Source organism: Paludibacterium paludis, from assembly GCF_018802605.1.
GTDB lineage: Bacteria > Pseudomonadota > Gammaproteobacteria > Burkholderiales > Chromobacteriaceae > Paludibacterium > Paludibacterium paludis.
This window is the reverse complement of record NZ_CP069161.1, coordinates 2,854,386-2,879,879: the sequence shown is the minus strand read 5'-3', so window position 1 is coordinate 2,879,879 and position 25,494 is coordinate 2,854,386. Positions and strand designations below refer to the sequence as shown.

At 61.1% G+C, this 25,494-nt stretch carries 22 protein-coding genes and 1 CRISPR repeat array; of the genes, 9 read left to right on the top strand and 13 right to left on the bottom strand.

What is annotated here, in order from left to right:
* Window positions 1-42 precede the first annotated feature (42 nt).
* From sctI to JNO50_RS13085, 5 genes are read left to right on the top strand one after another with little or no spacing between them, the layout of a single operon-like run.
* Complete coding sequence (gene sctI, locus JNO50_RS13105; RefSeq protein ID WP_189535692.1) at window positions 43-342, top strand: type III secretion system inner rod subunit SctI; 300 nt, start codon at window positions 43-45, stop codon at window positions 340-342.
* Window positions 339-1,064 (top strand): EscJ/YscJ/HrcJ family type III secretion inner membrane ring protein, encoded by a 726-nt coding sequence (locus JNO50_RS13100; protein WP_189535690.1) that lies wholly within the window; start codon window positions 339-341, stop codon window positions 1,062-1,064. Before sctI ends, JNO50_RS13100 begins: the two co-directional genes overlap by 4 nt.
* Window positions 1,057-1,653 carry a hypothetical protein gene (locus tag JNO50_RS13095; RefSeq protein WP_189535688.1) on the top strand — a complete coding sequence of 199 codons (597 nt, stop codon included), beginning with the start codon at window positions 1,057-1,059 and terminating at the stop codon, window positions 1,651-1,653. Before JNO50_RS13100 ends, JNO50_RS13095 begins: the two co-directional genes overlap by 8 nt.
* Entirely contained in the window at window positions 1,610-2,353 is a 744-nt protein-coding gene (locus JNO50_RS13090) for a hypothetical protein (RefSeq protein WP_189535686.1), read from the top strand. The genes JNO50_RS13095 and JNO50_RS13090 overlap by 44 nt, the downstream gene beginning before the upstream one ends.
* Complete coding sequence (locus JNO50_RS13085) at window positions 2,301-2,561, top strand: hypothetical protein (protein ID WP_189535684.1); 261 nt, start codon at window positions 2,301-2,303, stop codon at window positions 2,559-2,561. Before JNO50_RS13090 ends, JNO50_RS13085 begins: the two co-directional genes overlap by 53 nt.
* A gap of 7 nt (window positions 2,562-2,568) precedes the next feature.
* Here JNO50_RS13085 and glpD read toward each other — a convergent pair whose 3' ends face one another.
* The 10 genes from glpD to cas1f form a co-directional block, all read right to left on the bottom strand.
* Window positions 2,569-4,074, bottom strand: coding sequence for a glycerol-3-phosphate dehydrogenase (gene glpD / locus JNO50_RS13080; protein WP_229804825.1), 1,506 nt, complete (start codon window positions 4,072-4,074; stop codon window positions 2,569-2,571).
* A gap of 181 nt (window positions 4,075-4,255) precedes the next feature.
* Window positions 4,256-4,966 (bottom strand): MIP/aquaporin family protein, encoded by a 711-nt coding sequence (locus JNO50_RS13075; RefSeq protein WP_189535683.1) that lies wholly within the window; start codon window positions 4,964-4,966, stop codon window positions 4,256-4,258.
* Window positions 4,967-4,986: 20 nt separating this feature from the next.
* A complete protein-coding gene (gene glpK, locus JNO50_RS13070; protein WP_189535681.1) occupies window positions 4,987-6,483 on the bottom strand; it encodes a glycerol kinase GlpK in 1,497 nt (498 codons plus the stop codon).
* Between the two features lie 274 nt (window positions 6,484-6,757).
* Complete coding sequence (locus tag JNO50_RS13065; RefSeq protein WP_229804823.1) at window positions 6,758-7,546, bottom strand: DeoR/GlpR family DNA-binding transcription regulator; 789 nt, start codon at window positions 7,544-7,546, stop codon at window positions 6,758-6,760.
* Window positions 7,547-7,806: 260 nt separating this feature from the next.
* Window positions 7,807-9,094: a CRISPR direct-repeat array (repeat unit 28 nt; unit sequence TTTCTAAGCTGCCTATCCGGCAGTGAAC).
* A 159-nt stretch (window positions 9,095-9,253) separates the two neighbouring features.
* Window positions 9,254-9,841 carry a type I-F CRISPR-associated endoribonuclease Cas6/Csy4 gene (gene cas6f / locus JNO50_RS13060; protein ID WP_189535679.1) on the bottom strand — a complete coding sequence of 196 codons (588 nt, stop codon included), beginning with the start codon at window positions 9,839-9,841 and terminating at the stop codon, window positions 9,254-9,256.
* Window positions 9,841-10,866: a type I-F CRISPR-associated protein Csy3 gene (gene csy3, locus JNO50_RS13055; RefSeq protein ID WP_189535677.1), complete on the bottom strand. Its 1,026-nt coding sequence runs from the start codon at window positions 10,864-10,866 to the stop codon at window positions 9,841-9,843. The genes cas6f and csy3 overlap by 1 nt, the downstream gene beginning before the upstream one ends.
* Window positions 10,863-11,852 (bottom strand): type I-F CRISPR-associated protein Csy2, encoded by a 990-nt coding sequence (gene csy2 / locus JNO50_RS13050; protein ID WP_189535675.1) that lies wholly within the window; start codon window positions 11,850-11,852, stop codon window positions 10,863-10,865. The genes csy3 and csy2 overlap by 4 nt, the downstream gene beginning before the upstream one ends.
* Window positions 11,842-13,254, bottom strand: coding sequence for a type I-F CRISPR-associated protein Csy1 (csy1, locus tag JNO50_RS13045; RefSeq protein ID WP_189535673.1), 1,413 nt, complete (start codon window positions 13,252-13,254; stop codon window positions 11,842-11,844). The genes csy2 and csy1 overlap by 11 nt, the downstream gene beginning before the upstream one ends.
* 186 nt (window positions 13,255-13,440) lie before the next feature.
* Complete coding sequence (cas3f, locus tag JNO50_RS13040) at window positions 13,441-16,776, bottom strand: type I-F CRISPR-associated helicase Cas3f (protein WP_189535671.1); 3,336 nt, start codon at window positions 16,774-16,776, stop codon at window positions 13,441-13,443.
* Entirely contained in the window at window positions 16,773-17,750 is a 978-nt protein-coding gene (gene cas1f / locus JNO50_RS13035; RefSeq protein ID WP_189535669.1) for a type I-F CRISPR-associated endonuclease Cas1f, read from the bottom strand. The genes cas3f and cas1f overlap by 4 nt, the downstream gene beginning before the upstream one ends.
* A gap of 754 nt (window positions 17,751-18,504) precedes the next feature.
* On the opposite strand from cas1f, the gene JNO50_RS13030 reads away from it, so the two are divergent.
* The 4 genes from JNO50_RS13030 to JNO50_RS13015 all read left to right on the top strand — a co-directional run bounded on the left by JNO50_RS13030 (window position 18,505) and on the right by JNO50_RS13015 (window position 21,426).
* Window positions 18,505-19,554, top strand: a complete 1,050-nt coding sequence (locus tag JNO50_RS13030; RefSeq protein WP_189535667.1) for a hypothetical protein — start codon at window positions 18,505-18,507, stop codon at window positions 19,552-19,554.
* 128 nt (window positions 19,555-19,682) lie between these two features.
* The gene (locus tag JNO50_RS13025) at window positions 19,683-20,849 is read left to right on the top strand and encodes a hypothetical protein (RefSeq protein WP_189535665.1); all 1,167 of its coding nucleotides are present in this window, start codon (window positions 19,683-19,685) and stop codon (window positions 20,847-20,849) included.
* An 89-nt stretch (window positions 20,850-20,938) separates the two neighbouring features.
* Complete coding sequence (locus JNO50_RS13020; protein ID WP_189535663.1) at window positions 20,939-21,076, top strand: hypothetical protein; 138 nt, start codon at window positions 20,939-20,941, stop codon at window positions 21,074-21,076.
* Window positions 21,073-21,426, top strand: coding sequence for a hypothetical protein (locus JNO50_RS13015; protein ID WP_189535661.1), 354 nt, complete (start codon window positions 21,073-21,075; stop codon window positions 21,424-21,426). Before JNO50_RS13020 ends, JNO50_RS13015 begins: the two co-directional genes overlap by 4 nt.
* 130 nt (window positions 21,427-21,556) lie before the next feature.
* On the opposite strand, the gene JNO50_RS13010 is transcribed toward JNO50_RS13015, so the two are convergent.
* Genes JNO50_RS13010 through JNO50_RS13000 form a run of 3 tightly spaced genes read right to left on the bottom strand, consistent with a single transcriptional unit; the run spans window position 21,557 to window position 25,491 of the window.
* Entirely contained in the window at window positions 21,557-22,198 is a 642-nt protein-coding gene (locus tag JNO50_RS13010) for a TetR/AcrR family transcriptional regulator (protein ID WP_189535658.1), read from the bottom strand.
* 9 nt (window positions 22,199-22,207) lie between these two features.
* A complete protein-coding gene (locus JNO50_RS13005) occupies window positions 22,208-23,149 on the bottom strand; it encodes a WD40/YVTN/BNR-like repeat-containing protein (protein WP_189535656.1) in 942 nt (313 codons plus the stop codon).
* The gene (locus tag JNO50_RS13000) at window positions 23,146-25,491 is read right to left on the bottom strand and encodes an efflux RND transporter permease subunit (protein WP_189535654.1); all 2,346 of its coding nucleotides are present in this window, start codon (window positions 25,489-25,491) and stop codon (window positions 23,146-23,148) included. The genes JNO50_RS13005 and JNO50_RS13000 overlap by 4 nt, the downstream gene beginning before the upstream one ends.
* Between the last annotated feature and the right edge of the window lie 3 nt (window positions 25,492-25,494).

The window sequence follows — 25,494 nt, the reverse complement described above, 5'->3', positions numbered from 1 at the left end:
CAACGCGGAATCATTGTTTTCATTCTTCGAGGACGCCACATCATGTCTGTTGCTCCGATCCAGCCGCTGTCTTCGCTGGCCGAAAAGGTCACGCTCAACGAGGACGCTACTGTCATGCCACTGGAAGACCGCGTCATGCAGGCCATGGCCGATACCACCGTGGAAGGCACGAAACTGCGCGGCGATATCCTGAAATCCATCAGCGAGCCGGGCGCGCTGTCGTCGCCCGACAAGCTGATGAAATTACAGGTAATGACTTCGAACTACTCTTTGGAAGTTTCATACATCAGCACCATGGCTCGTAAAGCCACCAATGTCGTGGAGACGTTGCTCAAATCATGAAAAACCACAAAACCGGCCTCGTGGCGACGCTGGGCTTGTGCGTACTGCTGACCGGGTGCAAGCAAGGATTGCTCACCGGCCTGGATCAACGCCAGGCCAATGAGGTGCTTGCCGCCCTGCAGCGCAACAACATCAGCGCCAGCAAGGAGGACAAGGGAAAAACCGGCTATGACGTGGATGTCGACAAATCCGACTTCGTGGCGGCCGTGGATCTCCTGAAAACCTACAATCTTCCGTCCGGTCCGCGTGTCCAGATCGACAAGCAGTTCCCGGCCGATTCGCTGGTGTCCTCGCCCCAGGCCGAGAAGGCCCGGCTGACCTCCGCGATCGAGCAGCGTCTCGAACAGTCCTTGTCGTCGATGAACCATGTGGTCTCGGCCCACGTGGATGTCAGCTATGACACCAACAGCGCCGACGACAACGACAAGCAGGCGCCCATGCATGTTTCGGCCTTGCTGGTCTATGAGCAGGGCACCGATCCGCAGGCATTGATCAGCGATGTGAAGCGTTTCCTGAAAAACAGCTTTTCGGATATCGACTACGACAACATTTCGGTCGTGGTCAATCCGCGCCCTCCCATGCAGCATGTCGCGCCCGACGCGCCGCGCCAGCATGGCGGTATCGCCATCGGCGGCGCGCTGGCGGCTTTGCTCGGCCTGTTTGCCGGTGTCGGTGCGTGGTGGTACCGCAAGCGCAAGATCCGGGAGTCGTACGATGTGTGACAATGCCTCCGGCACTGTCCGGCTGCAGCGGATTCTTTTCGATCCTCTCGCTTACATTCATCCCTCGCGTTTTGACGCGGAGCGGGTGCCCGAAGAGGCGGGAATCCGTTCCGCGGTGAACGATGTGCTGATCGAGATGTACCGGCTGCCGTGCCAGGTGCCGGGGCTCTCGCGCCAAGATTGGTCCGAATGGTTCGTCGATCACTGGTTCGCACTGCCGCATGTTGTCTTCCTTCTGGGATGCCATGCGCTGCGCGATGCCTTGCCGCTTGGCGGTGTCTGGCGCAAGGTGCCCGGCTTCGCCCGGCACTTTGCCGCCATCCCGCTGCCGGCCCAACCGGCCGGGATCCGGAGAACGGTCCGCGAGATGGATATCTGGCGGCAAGGCGCGCTGCGCTTGAGGCCATTTTGCCGGCTGCTGCCCGAGGCGCTGCTGCAGCGCCTGATGATCATGCTGCCGGAAGAGGCGGCGGAGTTTCTTCATTCCGATCCGGAGGGGACGCGCCAGTCCCGAGACCCGGTGATACTTACTTTGGCGGTTCAACATGCCACGCGAAATCTATATCAACCATGCCGTTTCCGTGATTGACGGAGATGTCGTCACGGCCCGGCGCCTGGGCGAGGCGCGTCAGGCGAATCGTCTGCTGCTGCGGGCCCGGCGCCAGGCGACGACCATGATCCGCAAAGCGCGGGAGGAGGCCGACAATTGCCGGCAACTTGGATTTGTCCAGGGATACCGCGACGGTTTTTTCTCGGTGGCGATGAACACGGTCGATTTTCTTGACGCGAGGTCGGCGCTGTTCGCGCGCGTGGAAGCCGATATCGTCGAACGCCTGCGCCAGCGCCTGTCCGGAGCGATGGCCAATCCCGCCGTCTTGCTGTCGCTGATCGATGAATGGCAGATGCGGCAACCCGCCGACGCGGATACACCGGTTCTTTTGCGGCTGCCGCGCAGCGTCGAGGAACCGGCCTGCCTGCTCAAAGCCAGAATGCCGGGACGGCCGCAGCGGCGGTTCGAGATCGAATATCACGACGAGCCCGGTTTCATTCTGGAAGCCGGGGACGAAGTGGTGCGTTTCGATCCGCAGGAAAGCGCCGCCGATATCGCGGCGCAACTGAAGCGCTCGCTGATGAAGGAAACCTTGCCGCAATTCGCCGACTCGGCGATCAATGACGCGATTGAAAACCTCTGGTATGCGCTGCAAGAGCGCTACCGTTCACACAAGGAAGAAGAGAATGACGACGATTCGATCGATGCAGGCGATCGCGCCTTCGCCTCTGGCGAATGAGGACGCCGTTTCACTGGCGGAGCGGGTCCGGACCGCGGCCGCCAAGACTGGCAGCACGCAGGACACGGATGGGAGCAGTCACGACAATGTCAGTGAGGTGATCAAATTGGAACAGAAAATCGCGTTCCAGGATTTTTATACCCAGCTGATGATGCCGGATCCGGATGATCCGGCATCGCCTCCCCAACTGGACACACAGTTGATGTGACGCCCGCTCAGGCCGCCTCCCGTTTTGCCCGTGCGTCCAGCCAGCCGTCCAGCACGGTTTCGGCATCGGCGGGCAGGTGCAGTTTGAGCTTGGAGCGGCGCCACAGGATGTCTTCCGCCATGCGCGCCCATTCGGACTTAACCAGATATTCAATTTCGGCCTCGTAGAGGCCGGGAAGGATTTCCTCCCCGAGATCCGCGAGGCTGCGGGCTCCGTCGAGTACCCGGTGCAGGCGGCTGCCATAGGCTCGCGCCATGCGGACCAGCATGGCTTCGGGCAGCCATGGGTAGCGCGCCGCAGCCGACTGCACGAACGCGTCGAAGCTTGGCGCCGCGAGATCTCCGCCAGGAAGCGCGGCGTTCGCGGTCCAGGTCGCGGCGGTATTGCCCAGCAGCGGTGCGATCATGCCGACGGCTTCCTCGGCGAGTTTCCGGTAGGTGGTGATTTTGCCGCCGAACACGGACAGCAGCGGCGCGCCGTCGCGCGACAGTTCCAGCGAATAGTCGCGCGTCACGCTCGCGGCGTTGTCCGAGGCGTCGTCCAGCAGCGGGCGCACTCCCGAATAGGTGCTGACCACGTCGGCCGGCGTGATTTGTTTTTCGAAGTAGCGGTTGCTCATGCGGCACAGGTAGTCGACTTCCTGCGCATCGATGGCGACTTGCGCCGCGTCGCCATGGTATTCGACATCGGTGGTGCCGATCAGGGTGAAGTCGTTTTCGTAGGGAATCGCGAAAATGATGCGCTTGTCCGGATTCTGGAAAATGTACGCGTGATCATGGTCGAACAGCTTCTTCACCACGATGTGACTGCCTTTGACCAGGCGCACCGACTTGGGCGAGGGCAGCCGCGCGCGGCCAGTGATGAAGGATTCCACCCAGGGACCCGCGGCGTTGACGAGCGAACGGGCGCGAACGGTGCTGTCCCGGCCGTTCGAGTCGCGCAGCGTCACATGCCACAGCTCGCCGTGGCGCTCGGCCGCCACGCACTCGGTGCGCGTGAGCACGCGGGCACCTCGTTCGGCGGCATCCATGACGTTGAGCACCACCAGGCGGGCGTCCTGCACCCAGCCGTCCGAATAGGCGAAGCCGTGGGTGAACCCGGCCTTGAGCGGCGCGCCGGTGCGATGACGGTCGAAACGGATGGTCTCGGTGCCCTTGAGCCGCTTGCGGCGCGCCAGGTTGTCATACAGGAACAGACCGGTGCGGATCATCCACTTGGGGCGCTGGGACGGGTCGTGCGGCATCACGAAACGCAGCGGCCACATGATGTGCGGCGCCGCGTCGAGCAAGACTTCGCGCTCCTGCAGCGCTTTGCGCACCAGGCCGAATTCGTAGTATTCGAGGTAGCGCAATCCGCCGTGGATCAGTTTGGTGCTGGCCGATGATGTGTGGTTGGCCAGATCGTCTTTTTCGCATAGCAGAACCGACAGCCCGCGGCCGGCCGCGTCGCGGGCGATGCCCGCGCCATTGATGCCGCCGCCGATCACTATCATGTCATAAGTCTGGGTGTTCACAGTGTGTCCGCCTGAGGTATCCGGTTATGGATTCATTATAGACAAGCAATCACAAAACAAACATTTTATTTGCGAAAAATGTTGGTTTTGCACGGATTTTGTGTTCGTTTTATGTTCGTTTGTTTGGGCGAGCAGAAAAAAGCCGGCCTGCAAGGCCGGCTGTCCAGTCCCGCGCCCAAGGTCAGAGCGACAGATGCCCATGCACCAGCGCGGCCAGCACGCCGCCGATCAGGGAGCCGATCACCGGCACCCAGGCATAGCCCCAATCGCTGTCGCGCTTGCCGGGAATCGGCAAAATGGCGTGCATGATGCGGGGCGCCAGGTCCCGCGCCGGGCTCATCGCGTAGCCGGTGGTGCCGCCCAGCGAGACGCCGAGTCCCAGTACCAGCAACGCCACCGGCAGCGCATCCATCGCGCCCAGCGAGGACTTGGGCGCCACCATGCTCAGCACGCCGAACACCAGTACGAAGGTGGCGATGATTTCGGAGGCGAGGTTGCTGGCGATGTTGCGAATCGCCGGTCCGGTGCAGAAGACCGCGAGCTTGGTGTCGCCGCAGTCGGTGGACGCGAAGTGGTCGCGGTAGATCAGCCAGACAATGAAGGCGCCGGCCATGCCGCCCAGCATCTGGGCGGCGACGTAGCCGGGCACGCGGGCCCATTCGAACTTGCCGGCCACCGCCAGCGCGACCGAAACGGCGGGATTCAGGTGCGCGCCGCTATAGGCCGCGACGCTGAACACACCGATGAACACCGCCATGGCCCAGCCGAAGGCGATGACGATCAGGCCGGAGTTCTGGCCCTTGGTCTTGTTGAGGATGACGTTGGCGACGACGCCGTTGCCGAGCAGCACGAGCAGGGCGGTGCCGATGAATTCAGCGAGCAGGGGATTCATGTCATGCGTTCCTGTAAGGTTCAGTCCCGGGTCCAGGCGATGGTTGAGGCGACCGCGCGGTGCCAGCCGTCCAGATTGCGCTTGACGTCGGCGTCGTTCATTTGCAGCGCGAAGCGGCGGTCCAGTTGCCACTGGTTCTGCACTTCGTCGAGGTTTTTCCAGAAGCCGACCGCCAGGCCCGCGAGGTAGGCGGCGCCCATGGCCGTGGTCTCGGTCACTTTCGGACGGATCACGTCGGTGCTGAGAATGTCTGACTGGAACTGCATCAGCAGATTGTTGACGGTGGCGCCTCCGTCCACGCGCAGTTCGGCGACATGAATGCCGGCATCGGCCTCCATGGCGCGCAGCACATCGGTGGTCTGATAGGCGATGCTCTCCAGCGCGGCGCGCGCGACGTGGGCCGAGGTGGTGCCGAGCGTCGCGCCGAACAGCGAGCCGCGCGCGTCCTGGTTCCAGTGCGGCGCGCCCAGTCCGGCGAAGGCCGGCACCAGGTAGACGCCGTCGTTGCCGGACACTTCGGCGGCCAGTTCGCCGACTTCGCTCGAATCGCGGATGATTTTGAGGCCGTCACGCAGCCATTTGACCACGGCGCCACCAATGAAAATACTGCCTTCGAGCGCGTAGGTGACCTTGTCGCCAAGCTGCCAGGCGACGGTGGTCAAGAGGTTGTTCTGCGACGCCGTCGGTTTGTCGCCGGTGTTCATCATCATGAAGCAGCCGGTGCCGTAGGTGTTCTTCACCATGCCGGGCCGGGTGCACTGCTGGCCGAACAGCGCGGCCTGCTGGTCGCCGGCGATGCCCGCGATCGGGATGCGCGCACCGAAGTGGGATTCCTGGGTGTGGCCGTACACTTCGCTGGAGGAGCGCACGTGCGGCAGCATGCTGCGGGGAATCGAAAAAATATCCAGCAGTTCTTCGTCCCACGACAGGGTATGGATGTTGTACAGCATGGTGCGCGAGGCGTTGGACACGTCGGTCACGTGCGTCTTGCCATGGGTGAAGTTCCACACCAGCCAGGTGTCGATCGTGCCGAAGGCCAGCTTTCCCTGATTGGCGCGCTCGCGGGCGCCGGGGACGTTGTCGAGGATCCACTTGATTTTGCTGGCGGAGAAGTAGGCGTCGATCTGCAGGCCGGTCTTGCCGCGGATCGTGTCGTTCAGGCCCCGTTCTTTCAACTGGTCGCAGAACGCGGCGGTGCGGCGATCCTGCCAGACGATGGCGTTGTAGACCGGCGCGCCGGTTTCGCGATCCCAGACCACCGTGGTTTCGCGCTGGTTGGTGATGCCGATGGCCGCGATGTCGGAGGTTTCGATGCCGGCGGTGGCAACCACTTCGGTGGCGACACCGGCCTGGCCGCCCCAGATTTCCAGCGGGTTGTGTTCCACCCACCCTGCCTGCGGGTAGATCTGGGTGAATTCTTTCTGGGCGATGGAAACGATATCGCCGGCGCGATTGAACAGAATCGCTCTGGAACTGGTCGTGCCCTGGTCCAGCGCGAGGATAAACTGGTCGTGCATGGAACTTCTCCTCCTTCGTTGTTCACCTGCGCGGCTCGATCGGCCGCGCGACTTTGTCATTCGAGCATCTAACTTCGACGGGTGCCAGGCCGGCCGGAAGTGTTTGTTTTTTGTCTGTTTGGTCTTCGTATCGCCGATATTACATCGTCAAGCGAAAATAAACCGAACGAAATACGAAAATGCTGACGGATTATACGAAAAAAAACCGCACTGAGTAGTGCGGTCATTACAAAAAGTGCAAAAAAACTGTCATGCGTGTTGCGCGAAGGTGGTGTCAGGGGGCGACATGGAGGGCCGTGTTGCCCTCCCTGAGCACGTCGGCGATCTCGGCCGACACCGGCTGGTCGGTGAACAGGGCGGAAACCTGCGACAGGTGCCCGAGCTCCACCAGGGCGGGGCGGCCGAACTTGGAATGGTCCGCCGCCAGAAACACATGGCGCGACTGCTGGATGATGGCCTCGGATGTCCGTACCTCGCGGATGTCGAAGTCCCTCAGCGTGCCGTCGCTTTCAATGCTGGAAATGCCGATGATGCCGTAGTCGACCTTGAACTTGCGGATGAATTCGATGGTCGCCTCGCCGATGATACCCCTGTCGCGCGGACGCATCACTCCGCTGGCCACGATGACCTCGCAGTCCGGGTAGTTGCACATCATCGCCGCCACGTTCAGGTTGTTGGTGATCACGTGCAGACCCCGGTGGGCGTGTAGCGCTTTCGCTACTTCCTCGGTGGTCGTGCCGAGGTTGATGAACAGCGAGGCGTTGTCCGGGATGCTGGCGGCCACGCAACGCGCGATGCGCTGTTTCTCTTCGATGCACAGCACCTGGCGCGCATTGTAGGCGACGTTTTCCACGCTGGAGTGGATACTCGCGCCCCCGTGAAAACGCTGCAGCATGCGATTGTCGGCCAGCAGCGAGATGTCGCGGCGGATGGTCTGGTGGGTGACGCCGAAATGCGTGGCGAGACGTTCGACCGTCACATGCCCCTCGCGCTGCACCCAGGCGAGAAGATCCTGTTGTCTCTGGTTGAGAATGATCATGCCGGCATTATACGGCGGCTTCACTGTTCTCACCTCCCCATTCGACGGTATCGAGGCAGAATAGGGAGGTTCTCAGTTTGTGGTGATGGGGCCTCGCAGGAAGTGGATCGGCCGGAATCGCGTGCTTCATCTTCATTTACGCCGCCATCCGGTGCTGGACTGCGTCTCGGCGTCAAACGCGGTTTAGTGTTTTTGTTTCGCCAAAATTGTGTAGTTGACCGGGTAACCCTCGCTCCGTTGCCCTTATCCGCCAGAAAGTATCGGTGTGCGGTCGGACTTCCCCTTTCTTAGGCTGCCTATCCGGCAGTGAACCTCGCGGGATCTCTTTCACTCCCACGGTTTGCTTTCTAAGCTGCCTATCCGGCAGTGAACACCGGCATTACCGGCTTCGATCAACGGGCTAATTTCTAAGCAGCCTATCCGGCAGTGAACGTTTTGTCATCAGGCACGGCCGATGCGTCATGTTTCTAAGCTGCCTATCCGGCAGTGAACGGGAGCCTGACCCTCGACAACTATCGCTCGCTTTTCTAAGCTGCCTATCCGGCAGTGAACCCGAGCCCCTGGGCGTGCCAGGGCAATTTCATTTTCTAAGCTGCCTATCCGGCAGTGAACTTGCCACGGCAGTCTTGTGGATGCTGCGAGGCTTTCTAAGCTGCCTATCCGGCAGTGAACAGCACCGTCGACCACGCCGCCGCTTGCTCACTTTTCTAAGCTGCCTATCCGGCAGTGAACACCAGAAACGACCGCAACACCGCGAGAGCAACTTTCTAAGCTGCCTATCCGGCAGTGAACGCATCGTTCCGTTCGAAACCCTCATTGATGCCTTTCTAAGCTGCCTATCCGGCAGTGAACCGATGGGTTTGGAACGAGATCAACATGATGCATTTCTAAGCTGCCTATCCGGCAGTGAACCGTCGCTGGAGACTGTGAACCCGTGCCACTCTTTTCTAAGCTGCCTATCCGGCAGTGAACCTGTTCAGCCAGCATCCCCAGCATGATGTAGCTTTCTAAGCTGCCTATCCGGCAGTGAACCAGTTCCTTCGAATCGTAATTGATAGGGTATTTTTCTAAGCTGCCTATCCGGCAGTGAACTCCCAAGCTGGCCAGTCCGGCGGTCCACACAATTTCTAAGCTGCCTATCCGGCAGTGAACAAACGGATCATGGACAACTTCGCATGCATCATTTTCTAAGCTGCCTATCCGGCAGTGAACGAAACTTCTTTCAGGGCGACCTGATTGCCGACTTTCTAAGCTGCCTATCCGGCAGTGAACGTCGAGTATCGCAGCATGGCCGAGCTGCTGAATTTCTAAGCTGCCTATCCGGCAGTGAACTGTTGTGGCGGACAACAAAGACCTTCTGGAAATTTCTAAGCTGCCTATCCGGCAGTGAACCAGCGCATTCCGCGATCTGATCGGGAATGAAGTTTCTAAGCTGCCTATCCGGCAGTGAACGTCAAGCGTTACGGTGAGACGCCGGGTGTTGTTTTCTAAGCTGCCTATCCGGCAGTGAACGCTGCGAACGTGTATACCTGGGAAGGCCTTAATTTCTAAGCTGCCTATCCGGCAGTGAACTAGAGGCATTTCGTTCGAAATTCATACTGGGCATGGTTTCTCGACGAAAAGGCGCTGGAAACCCTAATGAGCGGGCGTTGTGTAACCTTTTGATTTTTAATGATCAGATATGGCTCTGAAAAAAAGGGTTACCCGAGGGAGGGCGGGCAACCCTTTGACTCACCACTGGGGCAACGTTGCGCTTGGGCTTAGGCCATAAGCGTTAAAACTGCCTTCGACAATTTTTGCTGCTGATAGCTGTTGGATGAATAGACGGAATCGTTGTCCGGTGCTGGAACTATCTACCGTAAGGAAGGGAAGATCCAGCCGTTTTGCTTTGCTGTCCGGAATACATCTGCATGCCTCCTCCAGGGAGAGATTCTTCCTGCGCATCAACCGGTCTCGTTCCCGTGCCGGGCAGCTTTTCACTTGCCGCCGAAGAACGCGGATATGGCTTGTGCTGGCCGGGACAGGCAAGATATTTCCCGTGATGGCATGGTCGGCGAACCCCGTCAACCAGCGACGGGCCATCAAATTGTCCAATGCAGCCGCCGTACCATGCAGGCGCAGCGTCAGGCCCAGCGAAGGCGCGCATGGTGTTCCGCCTTGGCTTTCCGGGGCAAGATCATAACCGGGGAAGCTCACGCCAATATCGGTTCGCTGTTGAGTGACCAGTACGCGGTGAAGCTTCGCGTAGAGCGCGTTCATCAGAACCGGTGGCGAGAAATCGGCATCCGGCAGCAGACGGATATCGAGGTAATAGTCCATCAGCTTGCCTCGCCAAACACGCCACCGCGGATCAGGGTGGCAATCACAAAGTGCTGCTGCTCCGTGGTCGGCGCTTCATCCTTCAGTACCCAGTTGTCCAGCAGGGTATAAAAGTCCTGTTTTTGCTTTGGTTGACGGTAAGCCTTGCCTTGGGTGGTCACGGACCCATAGGGCTCGACCGCAATCGGGCCATTGTCTTCCGCGCCCGGATACCAGGTATCGATAGTCCGGAGGGCATTGCCGATTTTCTGGGAGTGAATGGCGGCAATGGCATGGGCACCCTGTTTGACCTCATAGAGTGTTTTGCTCTTGTCGCCACGGCCACGTTCGAGGATCAATTCCTGTGAGGGAAAGACCTCTTGCCCGGCTCCGATCCGCACAAAAGCCGTCGCCTGCAGCAAGACGTGCTGTTTGCCGTTCAAGCCTTCCGTGATCAGGTCCCCCAGTTCTGTCAGCGCCTTGCCTCCCGCCACAAAGTCTCGCAAGCTCAGATCCAATGCATCGAAAGTCCAGTTCCGCGCGGCCTTGCCATCCACCAGTTGAGCCACATGCACTTCAATCTGTTCGGCTCCGATGCGATTGCGCCACAGGAAGCGACCATTCGCCAGATTAGTCGCATAGCGACGGGCAAGCTCGGTGAAGCCGGTACCTTCCCGGTAACTGGCCACGGTATTCTGCAGTTTCTCCCTGTACGCCGCGTCATTGCATGCAGATGGGATTCCGGCTCCTGCGAGAATCCTCAGGGTGAAGCGCACTTGAAGGGTATCCGCATTGTGGGGCAAGGCCGCGACGTCCACGGTTTGCAGGTTGGGGTTCTCGATGGCGGCATCGAGTTTGGCCGGATCCTGGTCCTTGGCTTTCAGACGGTTGGAGATGGTTCCGCGTACGGATTTGGGCTGAATGGCAATGTGCGGCCATGTCTGGCTGGCGTCGCGGGCATCCCAGTTTCCGGCGAAGAACAAGGCATCGGAAGGATCGAGTTTGCGTTCGAAGGCGAGGACGGTGGCGGTTTTCAGTTGGCTCATGCGAGTTCTCCCAGGTTGTCGAGTGCGGCGTGATGGTCGATTCGATAGTCGTTGCGGCAGCGGTATACCCCGGTCTCGGGATCATGACTCGGGTACCACAGCAATTCAGCGTGGTGCGTCAGTCGGTGCGGACTCAGCCATTCCCCCAGTGAGTACAGGCTTTCCACAAAGCGGAAAGGCGTGGTGCTATCGCGGGCATGGCTCACGGAGCCTCCCGGCTGCAGGGGCGATATCGCACCAAAGCCCACCGGGATCGGTACGATCCAGCCGTCACCCGGCTGACGCGAGCCGGTCCATTCGGTCTCGCCGGACTTCGTCTGCTGAGGGTTGTAGTTGATTCGAGACTTGTCCAGCCACGCATCCAGCAAGGAGGCCTCCTCGTTGGTCTTTCGCAACTTGGCGTGGTGAGCGTGCAAGAGATCGTCGCGAGCGACGAGGGCAAATCCGGGCAACCAGCGGCGGCGAAGTTCTCGGAAGAGCAGGGCGATGCCTTCCTCGTCATCGGGCAGGGGATGCAACTGGGGATGAAGAGGATAAGGCCCCGGAATGAGGGTGCCGCCTGCGATGCGCATTGTCTCCAGAGTGCGGGCAACGTGCCGGGCCAATTCGGCGAGCGCTTCGTCATCCCGAGACAGCGCCTCTCCCCCCACGCCGAACACCAGCGTGATGTCGAGGTGGATGCGTCCCTCTTCGACGATTGCCGCGGTGTCTCCATTCTTGTCGACCGGATTGCGCGTGAGATTGAAGCGCTGCACATAGTCTCCGGACGTTTGAGCCTGGTGGTCATGGCAAATGACACCCACCCCGTAGAATTCCAGTCCGATGTCCCTGCCCAGTTTGCGTTCCAGTCCAGTCATCTGGCCCGTGAAGGCCGTTATGGCCGGGAAACCCCAGGTGTGTTGTCCGGAAATTGCATTGGCGTTTTGTACGCGCAGATGAGGCAGGATAAGCAGCCCGCGAACATTTGATATCGGGTTAACGCGCATGTCCGTCTCCCTTGGCGCGAGCTGCCGGCAGCAGCCGGGTGCCTTGTTTGCGCAGGCTTTCGTCCAGTTGACGCTGCCAGGCCAGGTCATGCGACAGTTCCTTCCGCCAATAGTGATATTCGGCTTCGGACAGCTGCAAGGTGTCGCTTCCGAGCTGGCCGTTCAGCCAGCGACCGAACCGTTCCGCAATTTGGCCAGGCCAGTCTTGCCACTGAAAATCCTGGCTGAACGCCTCATCCGTGTCCGCCCGGTAAGGATCAAGCCAGAAACACTCTTCCGGAGGTAGACGGCATTCACTGTCCGCGCTCCACCCCGGCGGCAGCTGATTGACGAAGGCGCCGCGATATTGGATCAGTTCGGCAAATAGCTCTTCTAGGTAAGCATCGCGGCGTTGACGTATATGCATGTTGCTACGACCGGAGCCGTTGCCATCTTGATTCTGTTTCATCAGCCATGCTTTGAATTCGCGCACGAGGGCACGAATGGTCTTTCGCTGGCCGAACCTGAGAAAGGCGCTGTCCGTATGAAAAAGCGGGCGAATATCGCGGCTTTCCCACGTCGGTGGCAGCGAGGCCAACAGGTAGTTACTGCCTTTGCGTTCACTGTTGAGCTGAGAAATATTCTGCGGCTTTGTGCCGCCTTTCTTTTCTTCGGCCAGCATCGGATAGACGCAATATCCGTGTGGATGATCCAGCTTCTCCCGCGCAGCCTGACGGGCGCTCTTGGCGTCTTCGCTGAACCGGTCATGCTGGATACATTGGTAGAGCCAATGTGACAGAGAGCTGGAGTAAAGAGGGGCAAGCAAGTGAAAGTGCCGGTCGTTATGCGGGTCGGGCAGCATGTTTTCATCGGGGGATACCGGCCAGTAAATCTGTTTGGCGAAGGTATGGCTGGCATAATGACTCGCGGGTTCGGTGATACTGCAGAACGCATCGCGCCAGTTCGCCGCCGTCTTTGGGTCGTCGCTCAATGCGGCGAGCGCATCCGGATCATTGGCTTGCAGAAGGGAAAGTAGAGTTTCTCCTTCATAAATCAGATTCAAAAAACCAACTAGATACAGGGCGGCAGCATTATCTACTGCGACATCAATGAACTGGTTGCCTCTGATTAAGTGGCTTGCAACCAATGGATGCTTTGATGTTGCTTCATGCTTTAGCCAGATGCTTGTTGCGCGTTTCGCTTGTGGATGAACCCCCTTCGCCAAGTGCGTTGCATACCGCAAACACATGACGTCATTGGCAGCTTTTTCGATCCATTTGCATGGTTCATTTTTGTTTTCAGAAACAACATCATAGTTTTGGTTTTTGGCTAGTTTGGCATTTTGTTTTTCAGAAATTTTATTGTTAATAAAGTCAATGATGACTTTATTGATTTCTCTTGATCTGAAACTGTTTTCATTCATACCCTAATCCTATTAGTAATTTTCTTGGAGAAATATCCATCATTACTGCTAGAAATGCGCGCTAAGTGGTTGGGTTTTGACGTTTAATATCAACTTTATGGCAATACGGTGTTCATGATGTTTAACTGGTGTTACAAACAGTGTTTCTAACGAACAGCCGCGGCCAGCCCCTGGTTGGCCGCCTTCTCATCGCTTCTGACAGAAGCCCAGAGCCGGGTGAAATAACCAACCCTGATGGTTGTCAGGGTCGAACTTCAGCGCCACATGGCCGAAACGTCGTGCGCAGGCCTCCGGCGACATGTCCAGTTCCCCCGCGAGGGCCGCCAGCTCATCCAGATAGTTTTCATTGCCCCATGCTCCGATGCCAGGTCCTCTGAAAAGATCCTGATCCGAGATCCGGTGCAGCAGGTAGTCGCTGCGCAACTCGTTTTTCTGGTGTGTCCGATCGTCTTCCACTTGACGGATCAAGCGGACGTTTTGCTCTTCCTCATCGGGGAGCAGAACCAGTTCGCACTCTTCGGCGTAATCGTTCTTTCTGAATGGCTGAACCCGTTGCAAGCCGGCCTGCAGCATGGCGTGGGCGATCTGCCAGCAACTGGCCGCGCATAGCCTGCTGTGGCCTGGGGAACCCGCGCGGGAGACGGCAACGGTTTTGAGAGCGTTGCCGTTGATTTCGGCGTCGAGGCGGGCATGCTCCAGATCCACCAGACTGTGGTGAGGCCGCAAGGCCGGGCGCGCCAGCAACCTGGGCCGCGCATCGATGCGCCGGTACTCGTCCTCGGTCAGCAGGGCATTCAGATCAGGGGTGACAAGCCTGAATTCCTTCGCTGTTTCGAAACCCGGTCGGGAATAGGCCGGTCGATCCGGATCCAGCCAGCTTTTGATGTTCTGTTGAAGAATCAGCAGATTCAGCGTGTCGAAGGGAGCCGGCCAGTGCCGGCGGACTCTCCCTGCCAACTGGATCAACGAGCGCATGGAAGAGGGCTCGGCAATTGCCCATGAATAGCAATGGTCACGTCCGACTTCGGTCACCGGGCTGCCCAGTACGATAAAGAGGTGATCGCCGGCGGCATGACCATTGAGGCGGGCCCGGATATCGGTTTGCGCAAACAGGGCCGCCGGGTCATGCCGGGTCAGTGCGGCGTCCAGCCGGCGCTCTATGGCGGAGCGCAGCAGCAGCGGGTATTGCGAGTGATAGACACAGAGGTGAATCCGCACGCCGTGCGGCGCGCCCAATCGGCAGAGTTCTTGAGCCAGCGGGTAGATCGTGTCGATATTGGCGAAGCGCAGCAGACCGATGCTCACGTGTTTGCCGCTGCTCGGATCGATATCGTGATTCAGCGCGTGCAAACGAAGGGCATTGTCGCGCAGCAAGGTGGCCAGAGCGGGGAAAAGGCCCTGCCGATTGCGCGGCAAGCCGGTGAGCGGCAGGAGCTCGGCCGTTCGCCGTCCGGGCTGCGTGGAGAGCCAGCCGGCTCGGCGGTCCGCGAAGGCAGCATGTGCGCTCGCGAAACCGGAGCGATCCATACAGTCGGCGGTGAGTGTTTCCCGCTCGTCGGTCCATAGGCAGCAGACACTCAGGAGCTGGCCGGGTTGCCCCCGGTGACGCTGAAACTGGCGACGCCCTTCCAGATAGGCATCGAATAAGCCTTGAGTCAGGGCGGGAGGCAGGGTTGCCGAAGAGATCAGGACACGGCTTCCCAGCAAACCGGCCCAATACACCAAACGGATCAGCGCCGGCATGTCCTCCACACTGAAATCATCCGGCTCGTCGAGCACCAGATCCGAGCTCATCAGGCGCAGCATCGGTGCAATCTGACGCCCGCCGCGGGTACTCTCCGTCGCCGGTGTCAGATGGTCGATGGTGCATACCAGCAAAGGGGCGGCCAGCAGTGCGTTGAACTTCGGATCGTGGCTCAGGCGCTGCAACAAAGGATGGTCGGGATTGCCGTCATAGCGAACATAACCATCCGTATCGAGTAGTGGCTGACTGGATTCGGACCCCCTGGCTTCCGCCATATCGGCCAAGTGTTCGAATAATTCACGGCTGGGGGCCCCTCCAACGCGGATGGCCAGATCGCCATCATCCAGCTTCAGCTTGTCACGGAAGGCGAGTCCCGTTTGCAAGGTGAGCGTGCGAAGCCCCATGGCGAAGACGCAGCGCATGCCTGTCGCTGGATTGGCCAGAGCGTACATGATGCGCGCGTTGGCGAGTGTCTTGCCGCAGCCGGTCGAGGCCAGATTAACGATGAATGCACCTTGGGTCAGCGCCTTGTCGCGCATACGACCGGCCAGATCGAAGGCCTTGTCCTGCCAGCGAAAGCGGGCGTCCGCGCTGCGCTGTTGCAAAATGCGATGTCGTCCGAGCGATGCCAGCCCTGTTGCAAGGCCGGGCAGGGCTCGTGCTGCACCGAGTGCGTGACGCATTACGCCGGTCAGGTGCTCCGGCAGCGTCTGATTGAAACGCCGATCCGGATCATCTTTCAGCGTATTGGCGAAAGCGACATTGTCCTCTTCTCCGGGTTTCCAGCTCTGTTTGACGTTCTGGCTGGAAAAGTGGTGGTCGGCCAGCATCAGAAGAAGGCGCGCCAGGTGCATGGGGTAAGGTTCATCCAGCCATGCCATGGGCTGCAGGCGTTTGCCGAGTTCCCCTGCCTGCGAGGCCACACGCTCCCGCCACAACCTGTCATCGCACGGCAGGCCGTAAGGGAACTGCCAGTAGGGCTTGCACTCCTTGCCGGCGACCTTGTCAAAGGGCTGGTTCCACTGGCTGGTCAGATCATTGAGTCCCTTTTTCATCCTGTCGAAGTTGATGACATCCACGCCGGGGAGCGGTAGGCGGTGGTGGCTGAGTACCAGCCAGCAAACCGCCGCGGCCAGCGGCGGCAATACTCCTGGGGCGAAAGGTTTGCTGATTCTGGCCGCATCATCCAGCCCGTCGCGCAATTGCGCTGTTTTCAGGCGGGTTTCCCATGCGCGCGTCGTCATCCAGGCCGGATCTTGCAGCCGCGCCAGCCACCCCGCGTCATCGTCCTGGCCGACAAAGGCCTGGACCAGCCGCAATGAGACCCACTCATGGCGATAGATATTAGCGATGGACGAGCCTTTTCCACGAAGGCGCGACTGGAAGGCGGCGCACGCTTTGCCCAGGTCGTGAAACAGGGCGGCCAGGCCTGCGAGCAGGCGGATGTCTTCTCCTGTCAGCCAGTCGTTCTCATCATCGGAGCGCAGAACATCGCGTTCGGTCGTGTTGGTCGGAACGGAGCCGTTGCTGTTGAAACGGCGGCTGTCGCCAACAATCCACAACAATTCGGCGTGATCCCTTCCTCGCAGCCAGTGGCAGGCCACGGCGGTGTTTTTGCGTGCGCTCTTGCGCAATAGACGGCGCAGGGTATCCAGCCCGGCCTGAGTGATCGGTGTTTGCCAGACCCGGTCTCCGCGGCGTTCGGCAAACTGGTCAAGGATCCGCCGGGTTTCTGTGAGCGCGCGTTTATCACATTGCGAAACCAACATGATATTCATGCTGTCCGCCCCAATTGCTCGGCGATCAGCTTCAATTGATCGATCATGAAATCGAGTGCTTCGCAGCGCGTCAATTGACCGATGCAATGCAGGCGGAAAGTCTGTTCATCGTCGCCGCGCATGGCGCTGACGAAAGCTTGCGGCAGGATGACGGCATCCTTGATCAGGTCCGCCGCATCGAAAACCAGTCCGCCGCGCCGGGTTTTGCCGTGCAGTATGGCCAGTCCGTGCGGCAAGCCCAGTACCCAGGTGGCGGTTGCTCCCAACCCGTAGGCCAGGTAGTTGCCGTGATCCAGAAACCGGTTGGCCGGGTCGGCGCCGGATCCGCGCTTGGCCCGCGTGAACTCGCCGTAGCCCGAAGCCTGCGCGGCCAACCTGAAAAGTTGCCTGGACAGTCGCCCCTCTTCGGTTAGAAGCATGGTATGGTCCGGCACGTGCTCAATGGCGTGACGGCTTTCTTCCAGAAGCGACTCCAACCTGTCGCTATCCACGGCAAATCCCGCTTCGCGCAAGGATCGGTTTTCCAGCCACTGGGTTCGGATCCGGAGCAGTCTGGCCTGTTGAAGCCGTTTGGCGGCTTCCAGCCGTTTTGCGTCGTCAAACCAGAATCCGACCCACCATTGCAGGTACTCGGTCAGGCGGTACTCGCTTTGCGGTGATTGCCAGGCAATATCCAGCTCGCGTTCTCCCGCCGAGAACAGTGGCGTGCCGCCCCCTCCACAGAATCCCACCACCACACCGGCTTTGGCCAACTCGCGCATGGCCGCCTGAGTGATCGAGGTTCCGGTTCCCAGCAGGATCGAGGTGGTATTGGCGATCGGAATGTTCCAGTACAGGGACTGCTGGCCCGCTTCCGTCACGTACTCGACTCTACCTCCATTGACCAGTACGCGGCAGTGTTCCAGATAGTACAGATTGGCGCGTTTGGAATGGAGGATAGATTTCAGGTCCGAAGAAGCGATGTCATTGGGCATGATGTCGGCGCTGTGGTCAGGTCTGCATGCGATGCGATTGGGTTGATCGAAACGTCACCTTCCGTCAGGACTCATTTTGCCCTGCCGGTGATTACTTTGTGATTGCGCTGCCACAACCAAAATGGAAAAAAATGCATTTTGGTTTTTTGTCGTCATGGTGATGACCGCATCTGTTCAAACAGGGCGTGCCAAGCGGGCGAGCGCCGCCGCGAGGCGCATAACGCGTTAGCGCCGCTGATTCGGTGCGCGGGATGGAATCGTGCTGTCGGTCCCAGCGTGACATTCGTGGATGTCGTTAGAACTGTCGTGGTTGTTTGCCGGAATCCCGGTTCGGCCGCGGGTTCGCATGCCGGGCGGCGATGCCATCAGTCTGCCGGTTATGTCAGCCATGGCGCCGGACAGGCGCGGAAACCCGGCGTGTTCGATCGGCCGTTGCGGGCAGAGCGGAAAAACCTTCCCTTCAGTCCCCTTTTTACATTTCCGGAACGGTGATGCGCAGCCTTGCCTGGAAGGCATGTGAGGACGAATGAGTGCTTTCCTTGGACGGAACGGCATGTCACCCCCTGTTTGCCGGTGCCCGGAACAGGTTTATTTAGAGGCTCCTTTTGATCAAATAGAAGTGATTGCCATGAAGAGGATAAAAACAGAGGTCCGCGCGTTAGTTTGCATGGGGCTGGCATGTGTGCTGATGCCAGCGGTTTGCGGCGCGGCGGCCGAGGAGAGGCCTCCCGGGCCGGTGGGAAAGGACAATTCGGTGCCGATCGTGATCGACGCGGGGGTACCGGCGCATATCGTGGACGATGCGCTGAAAATCATCGAAGACAAGACCACATTGCGTTTTCGGCGGCTGGATTCGTCGGCGGACGTGATTCCGGACACGGTCATCCGGGTGCGATGGCATTACCTGAAAACCAGGTTCGACAGTCACCCGTGCCGCGTCGACAGTACGGATCCGCTGAACATCGAGGTGACCTCGGCCTGCGCCTATCAGGGCTTTGTGCTGCGCGGCCTGGCCGCGGCGCTGGGATTGCATCATGTTCACCGGAACACGACCAACGAAACGCCCTACATCGTCTGCAATGACCCCAATACCATCCTGCACGACGCGTCGATGATCCTGCATCCCGCCCGCGCGGCATATTGCCCGGTCAAGCTGGATCGCGACTCGCCGTTGAACGACGATCCGGCGTGCAGCCCGACGCATACGACCCGGGTCGATACCGGCGGGGTGATCGGCAACCTGTCGGATGCGGATATCGAGCAACTGAATAAGCGCTACCCCTCGCCCGGCGGCAAGTCGCCGCGCTCCATCGGAGCGACCGTGGCGACCATCGTGAAAACCAATGCGGATCCGGCCATCCGCGTCGTTCACAACCATTACAGGCCGGGTGGCGGTCTGACGAGTATCAGCAGTCTTGATCCCGCCACACCGATTCCGGTCGTGACGCTGTTCAAGAAAGGGCATGTGCTGAGCGATCCGGATCTTGATGTGAATAACGCCTCCCGGAGTCCGGACCCTGATTTTCATCTGCGCAATGTGGTGGCGATTCCGGCATCCGGTCCGACGACCAACCTCGTGACGGAGTTTCAGCCGTACTTGTTGGCCACACGTCCCAAATATCACGCGATGTGGAAGCTGTTCATCAACAATCCCGCCGCGGCCTGGGTCAGGGATCATCCGCACCGTGTCGTCGCGACCTACGGCTCGGTGGAGGAGCCGAAGATCCGTGTGTTCGATTTGCCATTGCGCATTGTGCTGGACAACCCTCCGGCCAGCCCGCTTTTTACGTTTACGGAGCGGTGACCCCCGGTGTCGCCGGGGGCGATCCGCCGAATGAGAGTTTTTCCCGTGACGAATCGTCTGACCCCCCCTGTTTGCCGATGCCCGGAGCAGGTTGACTAGAGCCTCCTTTACCAAACGGAGCGCGGGTCATGAAAAGAGAAAAAACACGGGTGCGCGGATGGCGCGGCCTGGGAGCCGCCGGCCTGCTGATGTCCGCGGTTTGCGGTGTGGCGCAGGCCGACGAAAAAAAGGGTCTGGTCGGCATCGACAATTCCGTGCCGATCGTGATCGACGCCGGAGTGCCGGCGCATATCGTCGAGGACGCGATAAATATCATCGAGGACAAGACCACACTGCGTTTCCGGCGGCTGAATCCGGTCTCGGATCCGTTTCCGGAAGCGGTCATCCGCATCGGGTGGCGGTATGTGCGGGCCGAGGCCGATAGCCGGCCGTGCCTGACCGGTTCGGACGATCCGTTGACCATCACGGTGACCTCGGCCTGCGCCTATCGCGGCTTCGTGCTGCGCGGCCTGGCCGCGGCGCTGGGTGTGCACCATATCCACCGCAACACGACCAACGAAACCCCCTACATCGTCTGCAACGACCCCAATACCATCCTGCACGATGCGTCGATGATTCTGCATCCGGCCCGAGCGGCGTATTGCCCGGTCAACATGGATCGTGACTCGCCGCTGAATGACGATCCGGCGTGCAGCGCGACGCATACCACCCGGGTTGATACCGGTGGGGTGATCGGCAATCTGTCGGACGGCGATATCGAGCAACTGAACAAGCGCTACCCGTCGCCCGACGGCAAACCGCCGCGCTCGGCCGGGGCGACTGTGGCCTCCATCGTGACAGCCAATGACGATCCGGTCATCCGGGTCGGTTTCTATGTTTATGGCCGCAACGGCCATCAGGAGGATATCGTTATCGGCGATAATGTCGCCACACCGATCCGGACCGTGGAGATGTTCAAGAGAGGGCATGCGCTGGGCGATCCGGACTTGAAGGTGAAAGACTTCACCGAGGGCCGTGGATCTTTGCTGAGACATGTGGCGGTCATCCCCGCGTTTGGTTCGACTACCAACCTCGTGACGGAATTCCGCCCATTCCTGATGTATCAGCGCTTCGACCACCACAATGCGTGGAAGATACACATCAATAACCCCGCGGCTGCCTGGGTTCGGGATCATCCGCACCGGGTTGTCGCGACCTACGGCACGGTGAAGGAACCGAAGGTCCGCGTGTTCGATCTGCCGTTGCGCATTTCGCTGGGAACCCCGCCAGCCTATTTTTCGTTCGGGGACAGGTGACGCTCCGGAAGGCCGGCGAGCGGGCGATTGGGAAAACAGGAAGATGCGAATGCGTATTTTCCTCGCACTTTGCCAACGGAGCGATAACCATGAAACGGAAAGAAACGATCGGGCGTGCAATTCACGGCATGGGGCTGGGTGGTCTGCGGATGTTCGCGGTGTGCACGGTGGCGGAGGCAGGGGAGACGTCAAGACTGGTCGGAAGCGACAATGCGTTCCGATCGTGATCGATACCGGAGTGCCCCGGCATACCGTGGACGACGCAATGAAGATCATCGAGGACAAGACCCTATTGCGTTTCCGGCGGCTGGATCCGTCGGTGGATCAGATCCCCGAGCCGGTCATCCGGATCGCATGGCGGCATCTCGCGGCCGAGGCCTACAGCCGGCCGTGCCTGACCGGCACGGAGGATCCGTTGAACATCACGGTACCTCGGCCTGCGCCTATCAGGGCTTTGTGTTGCGCGGCTTTGCCGGGGCCGGGTATCAATACCGACCCCGTGACGGAATTCCGCCCGTTTCTGCTCGATGACCGCCGCCGGAACACCCGGACTTTCGGCGCATCGACCGTTCCATAGGTCGCGACCGCCCGGTGCGGATGATCCTTGACCCAGGAAACCGAGGAATTGTTGATATGCAGGTACCCGTTGCCGAGGTACCGGCCCTGCTGCCCTTCGGGGAGCGGTGAGGCGGCGCCGGCCGGCGGGGCTAAACGGGGTTGGGCGGCGCGAGGCGCGCCCGAAGGTAGGAGCGCGCCATGAATTTGACTTCGGCCAGCATGACCTCGGCAACCCTGTCGTCCATGACCATCGCCAGGCGCAGCACGGCGCCGATGGCCCGGGTCAGCATCGTGGTGATCGCACGGGCGTCCGCTTCGTCAAGGTGCGGGAAGCGCTCCCGCAGTGTCGAGCTCATCAGATCGACATTGCTGAGCAGATCCTCCTGATCGAGCGCAGCGAGTTCCGGCATGGCGCCGATGCCCGACCAGACTTCGCGGTAGGCCGGCTCCTTGCGGTAAAAGTCCGCGAAGACGTCGATGATGGTATCGATGTCCCCCGGAATGTCGGCGCTCTGCGCGAAACGCGCCATCGGTTCGCGCAATTTTGCCAGTTGGTGCTCCGCCAACTGACGCACCACGGCGGCCTTGTTGGGGAAATACCGGTACAGCGAAGCGAGGGTGATGTTCGCGCGCCGCGCGACCTCGGAGAGGGTGGCGGCTTCGAGGCCGACCTCGGCGATGACCAGGGCGGCCGCATCGAGAATGTCCTGGACGCGCTGCCGACTGCGCTCCTGGCGCGGCGCACGGCGCGGCGCGGCACCGGAAGAGGGGGGCTTGATCGTTTCCGTCATGCGCCGATGTTACCACAGGGGCGCCGGTACGACGGACAGGCCGTTGCCGCCAAGCAGCAGCAGACGTTTTCCCGGCAGCGCGGCGAGCCCCGCAAGATTCTGTCGTCCGGACGCCGTGTACGTTCGCGCGCCGGCGAACGGCGGCCGCGCGTGCAAAATGGCGCCGTCCAGGCCGCTTGCCAGCACGCTGCCGTCCGCCAGTTCGATGCCTCCGGTCAGGGAGCGCTCCGTGCCGGTGTCCACCGTGTCCCAGCGCTCTCCGCCGTTGCGCGAGAGCAGCAGTTGTCCCTTCAGTCCCATGACCATCACCGAGCCGTCGCGCAACACCAGTCCGCCCCACAGCGAACCGCGCGCCGGCGTCGCGCGAACGCGCCAGTCCCGTCCGGCGTTGGTCGAGTGGAGCAGGCGTCCCTCCTCGGACGTGACCCACAACGCCTTGCCGTGCCCGAATACCTGGTACAGATGACGGTCTTCCATGCCGGCGGGCAAGGCCCGCGCCCGCCAGGTGCCGCCGCCGTCGTGCGTTTCCAGCAGCAGGCCGAACGCCCCGGCGGCAAAACCGTGCAGCGGTGTTTCGAACCACAGGGAGAACACCGGCCGGTCATCCTTGCCTCCCCGTTTTTGCACTTGCCAGGTCTCGCCCGCGTCCTGTGTCGCCAGGATGACGCCGCCGTGGCCGGCGGTCCAGCCGCGCCGCTTGTCGGCGAAAAACAGCGCCGTCAGGGTGGTGTCTTGCGGAACGCGGCGGGCCTGCCGCCAGTGCGCGCCGGCATCATCCGACAGCAGGATGGTGCCATGATCGCCGGCGGTAACGATCCGCGTTCCCGCCTGCGCCACCCGGAACTGCGCCGCGCGGGTCGCGTGAGGCACGATGAGCGCATCGCGGGGCGATGCCGCCGCGGGCACCGGGATCGCCAGAACAAGGAGGAGAACAAGAGCGGGGAGTCTCATGCTTCGTGTCCGAAAGGAAGAGGGCGGCGGCGTCGCGCCGGCACCAGGGTTTCGAGTGTGATGGCGAGGGCCGGCAACGCCGTCATCGCCATCACCATGTTGGCCAGGAACATGAAGGCGAGCAAAAGCCCCATGTCGGCCTGGAATTTCAACCCGGAAAACACCCAGGTCGATACGCCGATCGCCAGCGTCAGGGCCGTGAAGATCGTGGCGTTGCCGGTCTCTTTCAGGGCGAGCGCGAACGCGTCGGTCACGACGTGTCCGCGGCCCAGGTGGGCCATCAGGCGGTTGTAGATATAGAAGGCGTAGTCGACGCCGATACCGGTGGCGAGCACCATCACCGGCAAGGTGGCGACGGTCAGTCCGATGGACAGCGCCTGCATCAGGGCATAGCCCATCTGCGTGGCGATGGTCAGCGGCAGGCAGCAGGCCAGCGCCGCGCGCCAGTCGCGGTAAACAGCGAGCACCAGAAGCACGATGACCGCGTAGACGTACATCAGCATCGGCCCCTCCGAGCGTTCCAGCACGTCGTTGATCGCGGCGATCACGCCGACCGAACCGCTGGCGAGCCGGATCGTGATGCCGGGCAGGGTTTCGGCCCGGGTGTCGTGCCGGATGGCCGCGACCACCCGGTCGATGGTCGCGGCACGATGATCGGCAAGGTTGATCTGCAAGGGCAGGGCCGTGCAATCGGCATTGGCCAGAGCCAGCGTTTGCGCGCCGTCGACATCATTGGCCAGGGCCTTGGCGCTGACCGGCAGGGCGGTCCAGCCGGGGTAGCCTTCGTTCCATCCCGCGTTGGCCTCCTTGGCAAGGGTCGCGGCCGACGCGACCGATACGACGCCGGGCACGTTGCGGATACGCCAGCCCAGCCGGTCAAGGTAGGTCATCACATCGTGGCGGGTGCAGGCGTCGCGAGGGCCTTCCGCGATCACCGTCAGGATGTCCAGCCCCAGGTTGAAATGGCCGGCGATGAACGCCGCGTCGAGGTTGTAGCGCGAGTCGGCGCGCAACTGCGGCGTGCCGGGACGGACATCGCCCACCTGCCTGTCGAGCGATGCGATATGGCACAGGATGCCCGCCACCGCGACGAGGGCCACGGTCAGCCGCGCATTGCGCGGCCGGGCCACCCAGGAGAGCCGGTCAAGCCAGCGCGAGTGACGGAGCCGGGCCTCTTCGATGCGCCGGGCCTGCCTGGCATCGAATCGCAGATAGCTGGCCAGTACCGGCAGCAGAAACAGGTTGGAGATGATCTTGAACCCCACGCCGATGCCCGCGGTGACCGCCAGTTCGCGAATCATGTCGATCGGGACCAGGAGCAGCGTGACAAATCCGGTCAGGGCGGTGGCCAGCGCCAGCGTTCCCGGAACCAGCAGGGTGCGGAAGGCGCTGCGCGCGGCGTCCCCTGCGCTGTGACCGGCGGCGATCTGCCGACACAGCACGTTCACCTGCTGAACGCCGTGGGACACTCCGATCGAGAACACCAGAAAGGGGATCAGCATGGCCAGCGGATCGAGCCCGTATCCCGCCAGACGCAAGGCGCCCAGTTGCCAGACGACCGACACCGCCGAACAGAAGATCGTCAGCAGGGTCAGACGCCAGCTTTTGGCGTACAGGTATACCGCCAGTGTGGTGAAGAGACCCGCGAGCAGGAAGAACCCCGCGACGTTGCGGGCCTGGCGGGCGATTTCGCTCATTTCGCTGGTGAAGCCGATAAGCCGGATCGTCACGCCGGGTGTCTCGAAGCGTTGCCGGATGTCCTTTTCCAGTGACTGGCCGAGCGCCAGCAGATCCACCGGCCGGCCGGCCGCGTCATGCGCCGCGACCTGGGCGCTGATCAGGGCGGCCGAGCCGTCGGCGGCGACCAGCGAGCCGATGTAGCCGCCCCGGCGCGCATTGTCGCGGATCTGGGCAATGCGGGAGGCGGTCAGGTTGTCGCGGGTGATGTCTCCGTCGATCAGCGGACCGCCCTTGAACCCTTCTTCGGTGATGGCGGTATAGCGCGCGGCGGGCGACCACAGCGACATCACCGTGCGCCGGTCGATGCCGGGCAGGAAAAACATCGCCTGGTGCGCATCGGCGAGCGCGCGGATACCATCGGGCGTCCAGATGCCTCCCCGGCGCGGCTCGACCGCGACGATGACCTGATTCGCCCCGGAGAACGTATCGGCGTACTTGACGAAGGTCCGGATGAACTCGTGCCCGGCCGGCAGCTGCTTGTCGAAACCGGCGGACAGTTCTAGACGCAGCGCGGCCTGGCCGAGCAGGACGGTCAGCATCGCCATGAGCACGAGAAACGCGCGCCGATGGGCGAACAGGAACGCTTCGAGACGGGCTGTCATGCC

Coding starts and splice junctions, on each gene's coding strand:
- cas3f (WP_189535671.1), bottom strand. CDS start 16,776: ATGAATATCATGTTGGTTTCGCAATGTGATAAACGCGCGCTCACAGAA.
- csy3 (WP_189535677.1), bottom strand. CDS start 10,866: ATGAGCCAACTGAAAACCGCCACCGTCCTCGCCTTCGAACGCAAACTC.
- JNO50_RS13095 (WP_189535688.1), top strand. CDS start 1,057: ATGTGTGACAATGCCTCCGGCACTGTCCGGCTGCAGCGGATTCTTTTC.
- JNO50_RS13005 (WP_189535656.1), bottom strand. CDS start 23,149: ATGAGACTCCCCGCTCTTGTTCTCCTCCTTGTTCTGGCGATCCCGGTG.
- csy1 (WP_189535673.1), bottom strand. CDS start 13,254: ATGAATGAAAACAGTTTCAGATCAAGAGAAATCAATAAAGTCATCATT.
- csy2 (WP_189535675.1), bottom strand. CDS start 11,852: ATGCGCGTTAACCCGATATCAAATGTTCGCGGGCTGCTTATCCTGCCT.
- JNO50_RS13010 (WP_189535658.1), bottom strand. CDS start 22,198: ATGACGGAAACGATCAAGCCCCCCTCTTCCGGTGCCGCGCCGCGCCGT.
- glpK (WP_189535681.1), bottom strand. CDS start 6,483: ATGCACGACCAGTTTATCCTCGCGCTGGACCAGGGCACGACCAGTTCC.
- JNO50_RS13090 (WP_189535686.1), top strand. CDS start 1,610: ATGCCACGCGAAATCTATATCAACCATGCCGTTTCCGTGATTGACGGA.
- JNO50_RS13000 (WP_189535654.1), bottom strand. CDS start 25,491: ATGACAGCCCGTCTCGAAGCGTTCCTGTTCGCCCATCGGCGCGCGTTT.
- JNO50_RS13025 (WP_189535665.1), top strand. CDS start 19,683: ATGAAAAGAGAAAAAACACGGGTGCGCGGATGGCGCGGCCTGGGAGCC.
- sctI (WP_189535692.1), top strand. CDS start 43: ATGTCTGTTGCTCCGATCCAGCCGCTGTCTTCGCTGGCCGAAAAGGTC.
- JNO50_RS13075 (WP_189535683.1), bottom strand. CDS start 4,966: ATGAATCCCCTGCTCGCTGAATTCATCGGCACCGCCCTGCTCGTGCTG.
- JNO50_RS13020 (WP_189535663.1), top strand. CDS start 20,939: ATGAAACGGAAAGAAACGATCGGGCGTGCAATTCACGGCATGGGGCTG.
- cas1f (WP_189535669.1), bottom strand. CDS start 17,750: ATGCCCAATGACATCGCTTCTTCGGACCTGAAATCTATCCTCCATTCC.
- cas6f (WP_189535679.1), bottom strand. CDS start 9,841: ATGGACTATTACCTCGATATCCGTCTGCTGCCGGATGCCGATTTCTCG.
- JNO50_RS13100 (WP_189535690.1), top strand. CDS start 339: ATGAAAAACCACAAAACCGGCCTCGTGGCGACGCTGGGCTTGTGCGTA.
- JNO50_RS13085 (WP_189535684.1), top strand. CDS start 2,301: ATGACGACGATTCGATCGATGCAGGCGATCGCGCCTTCGCCTCTGGCG.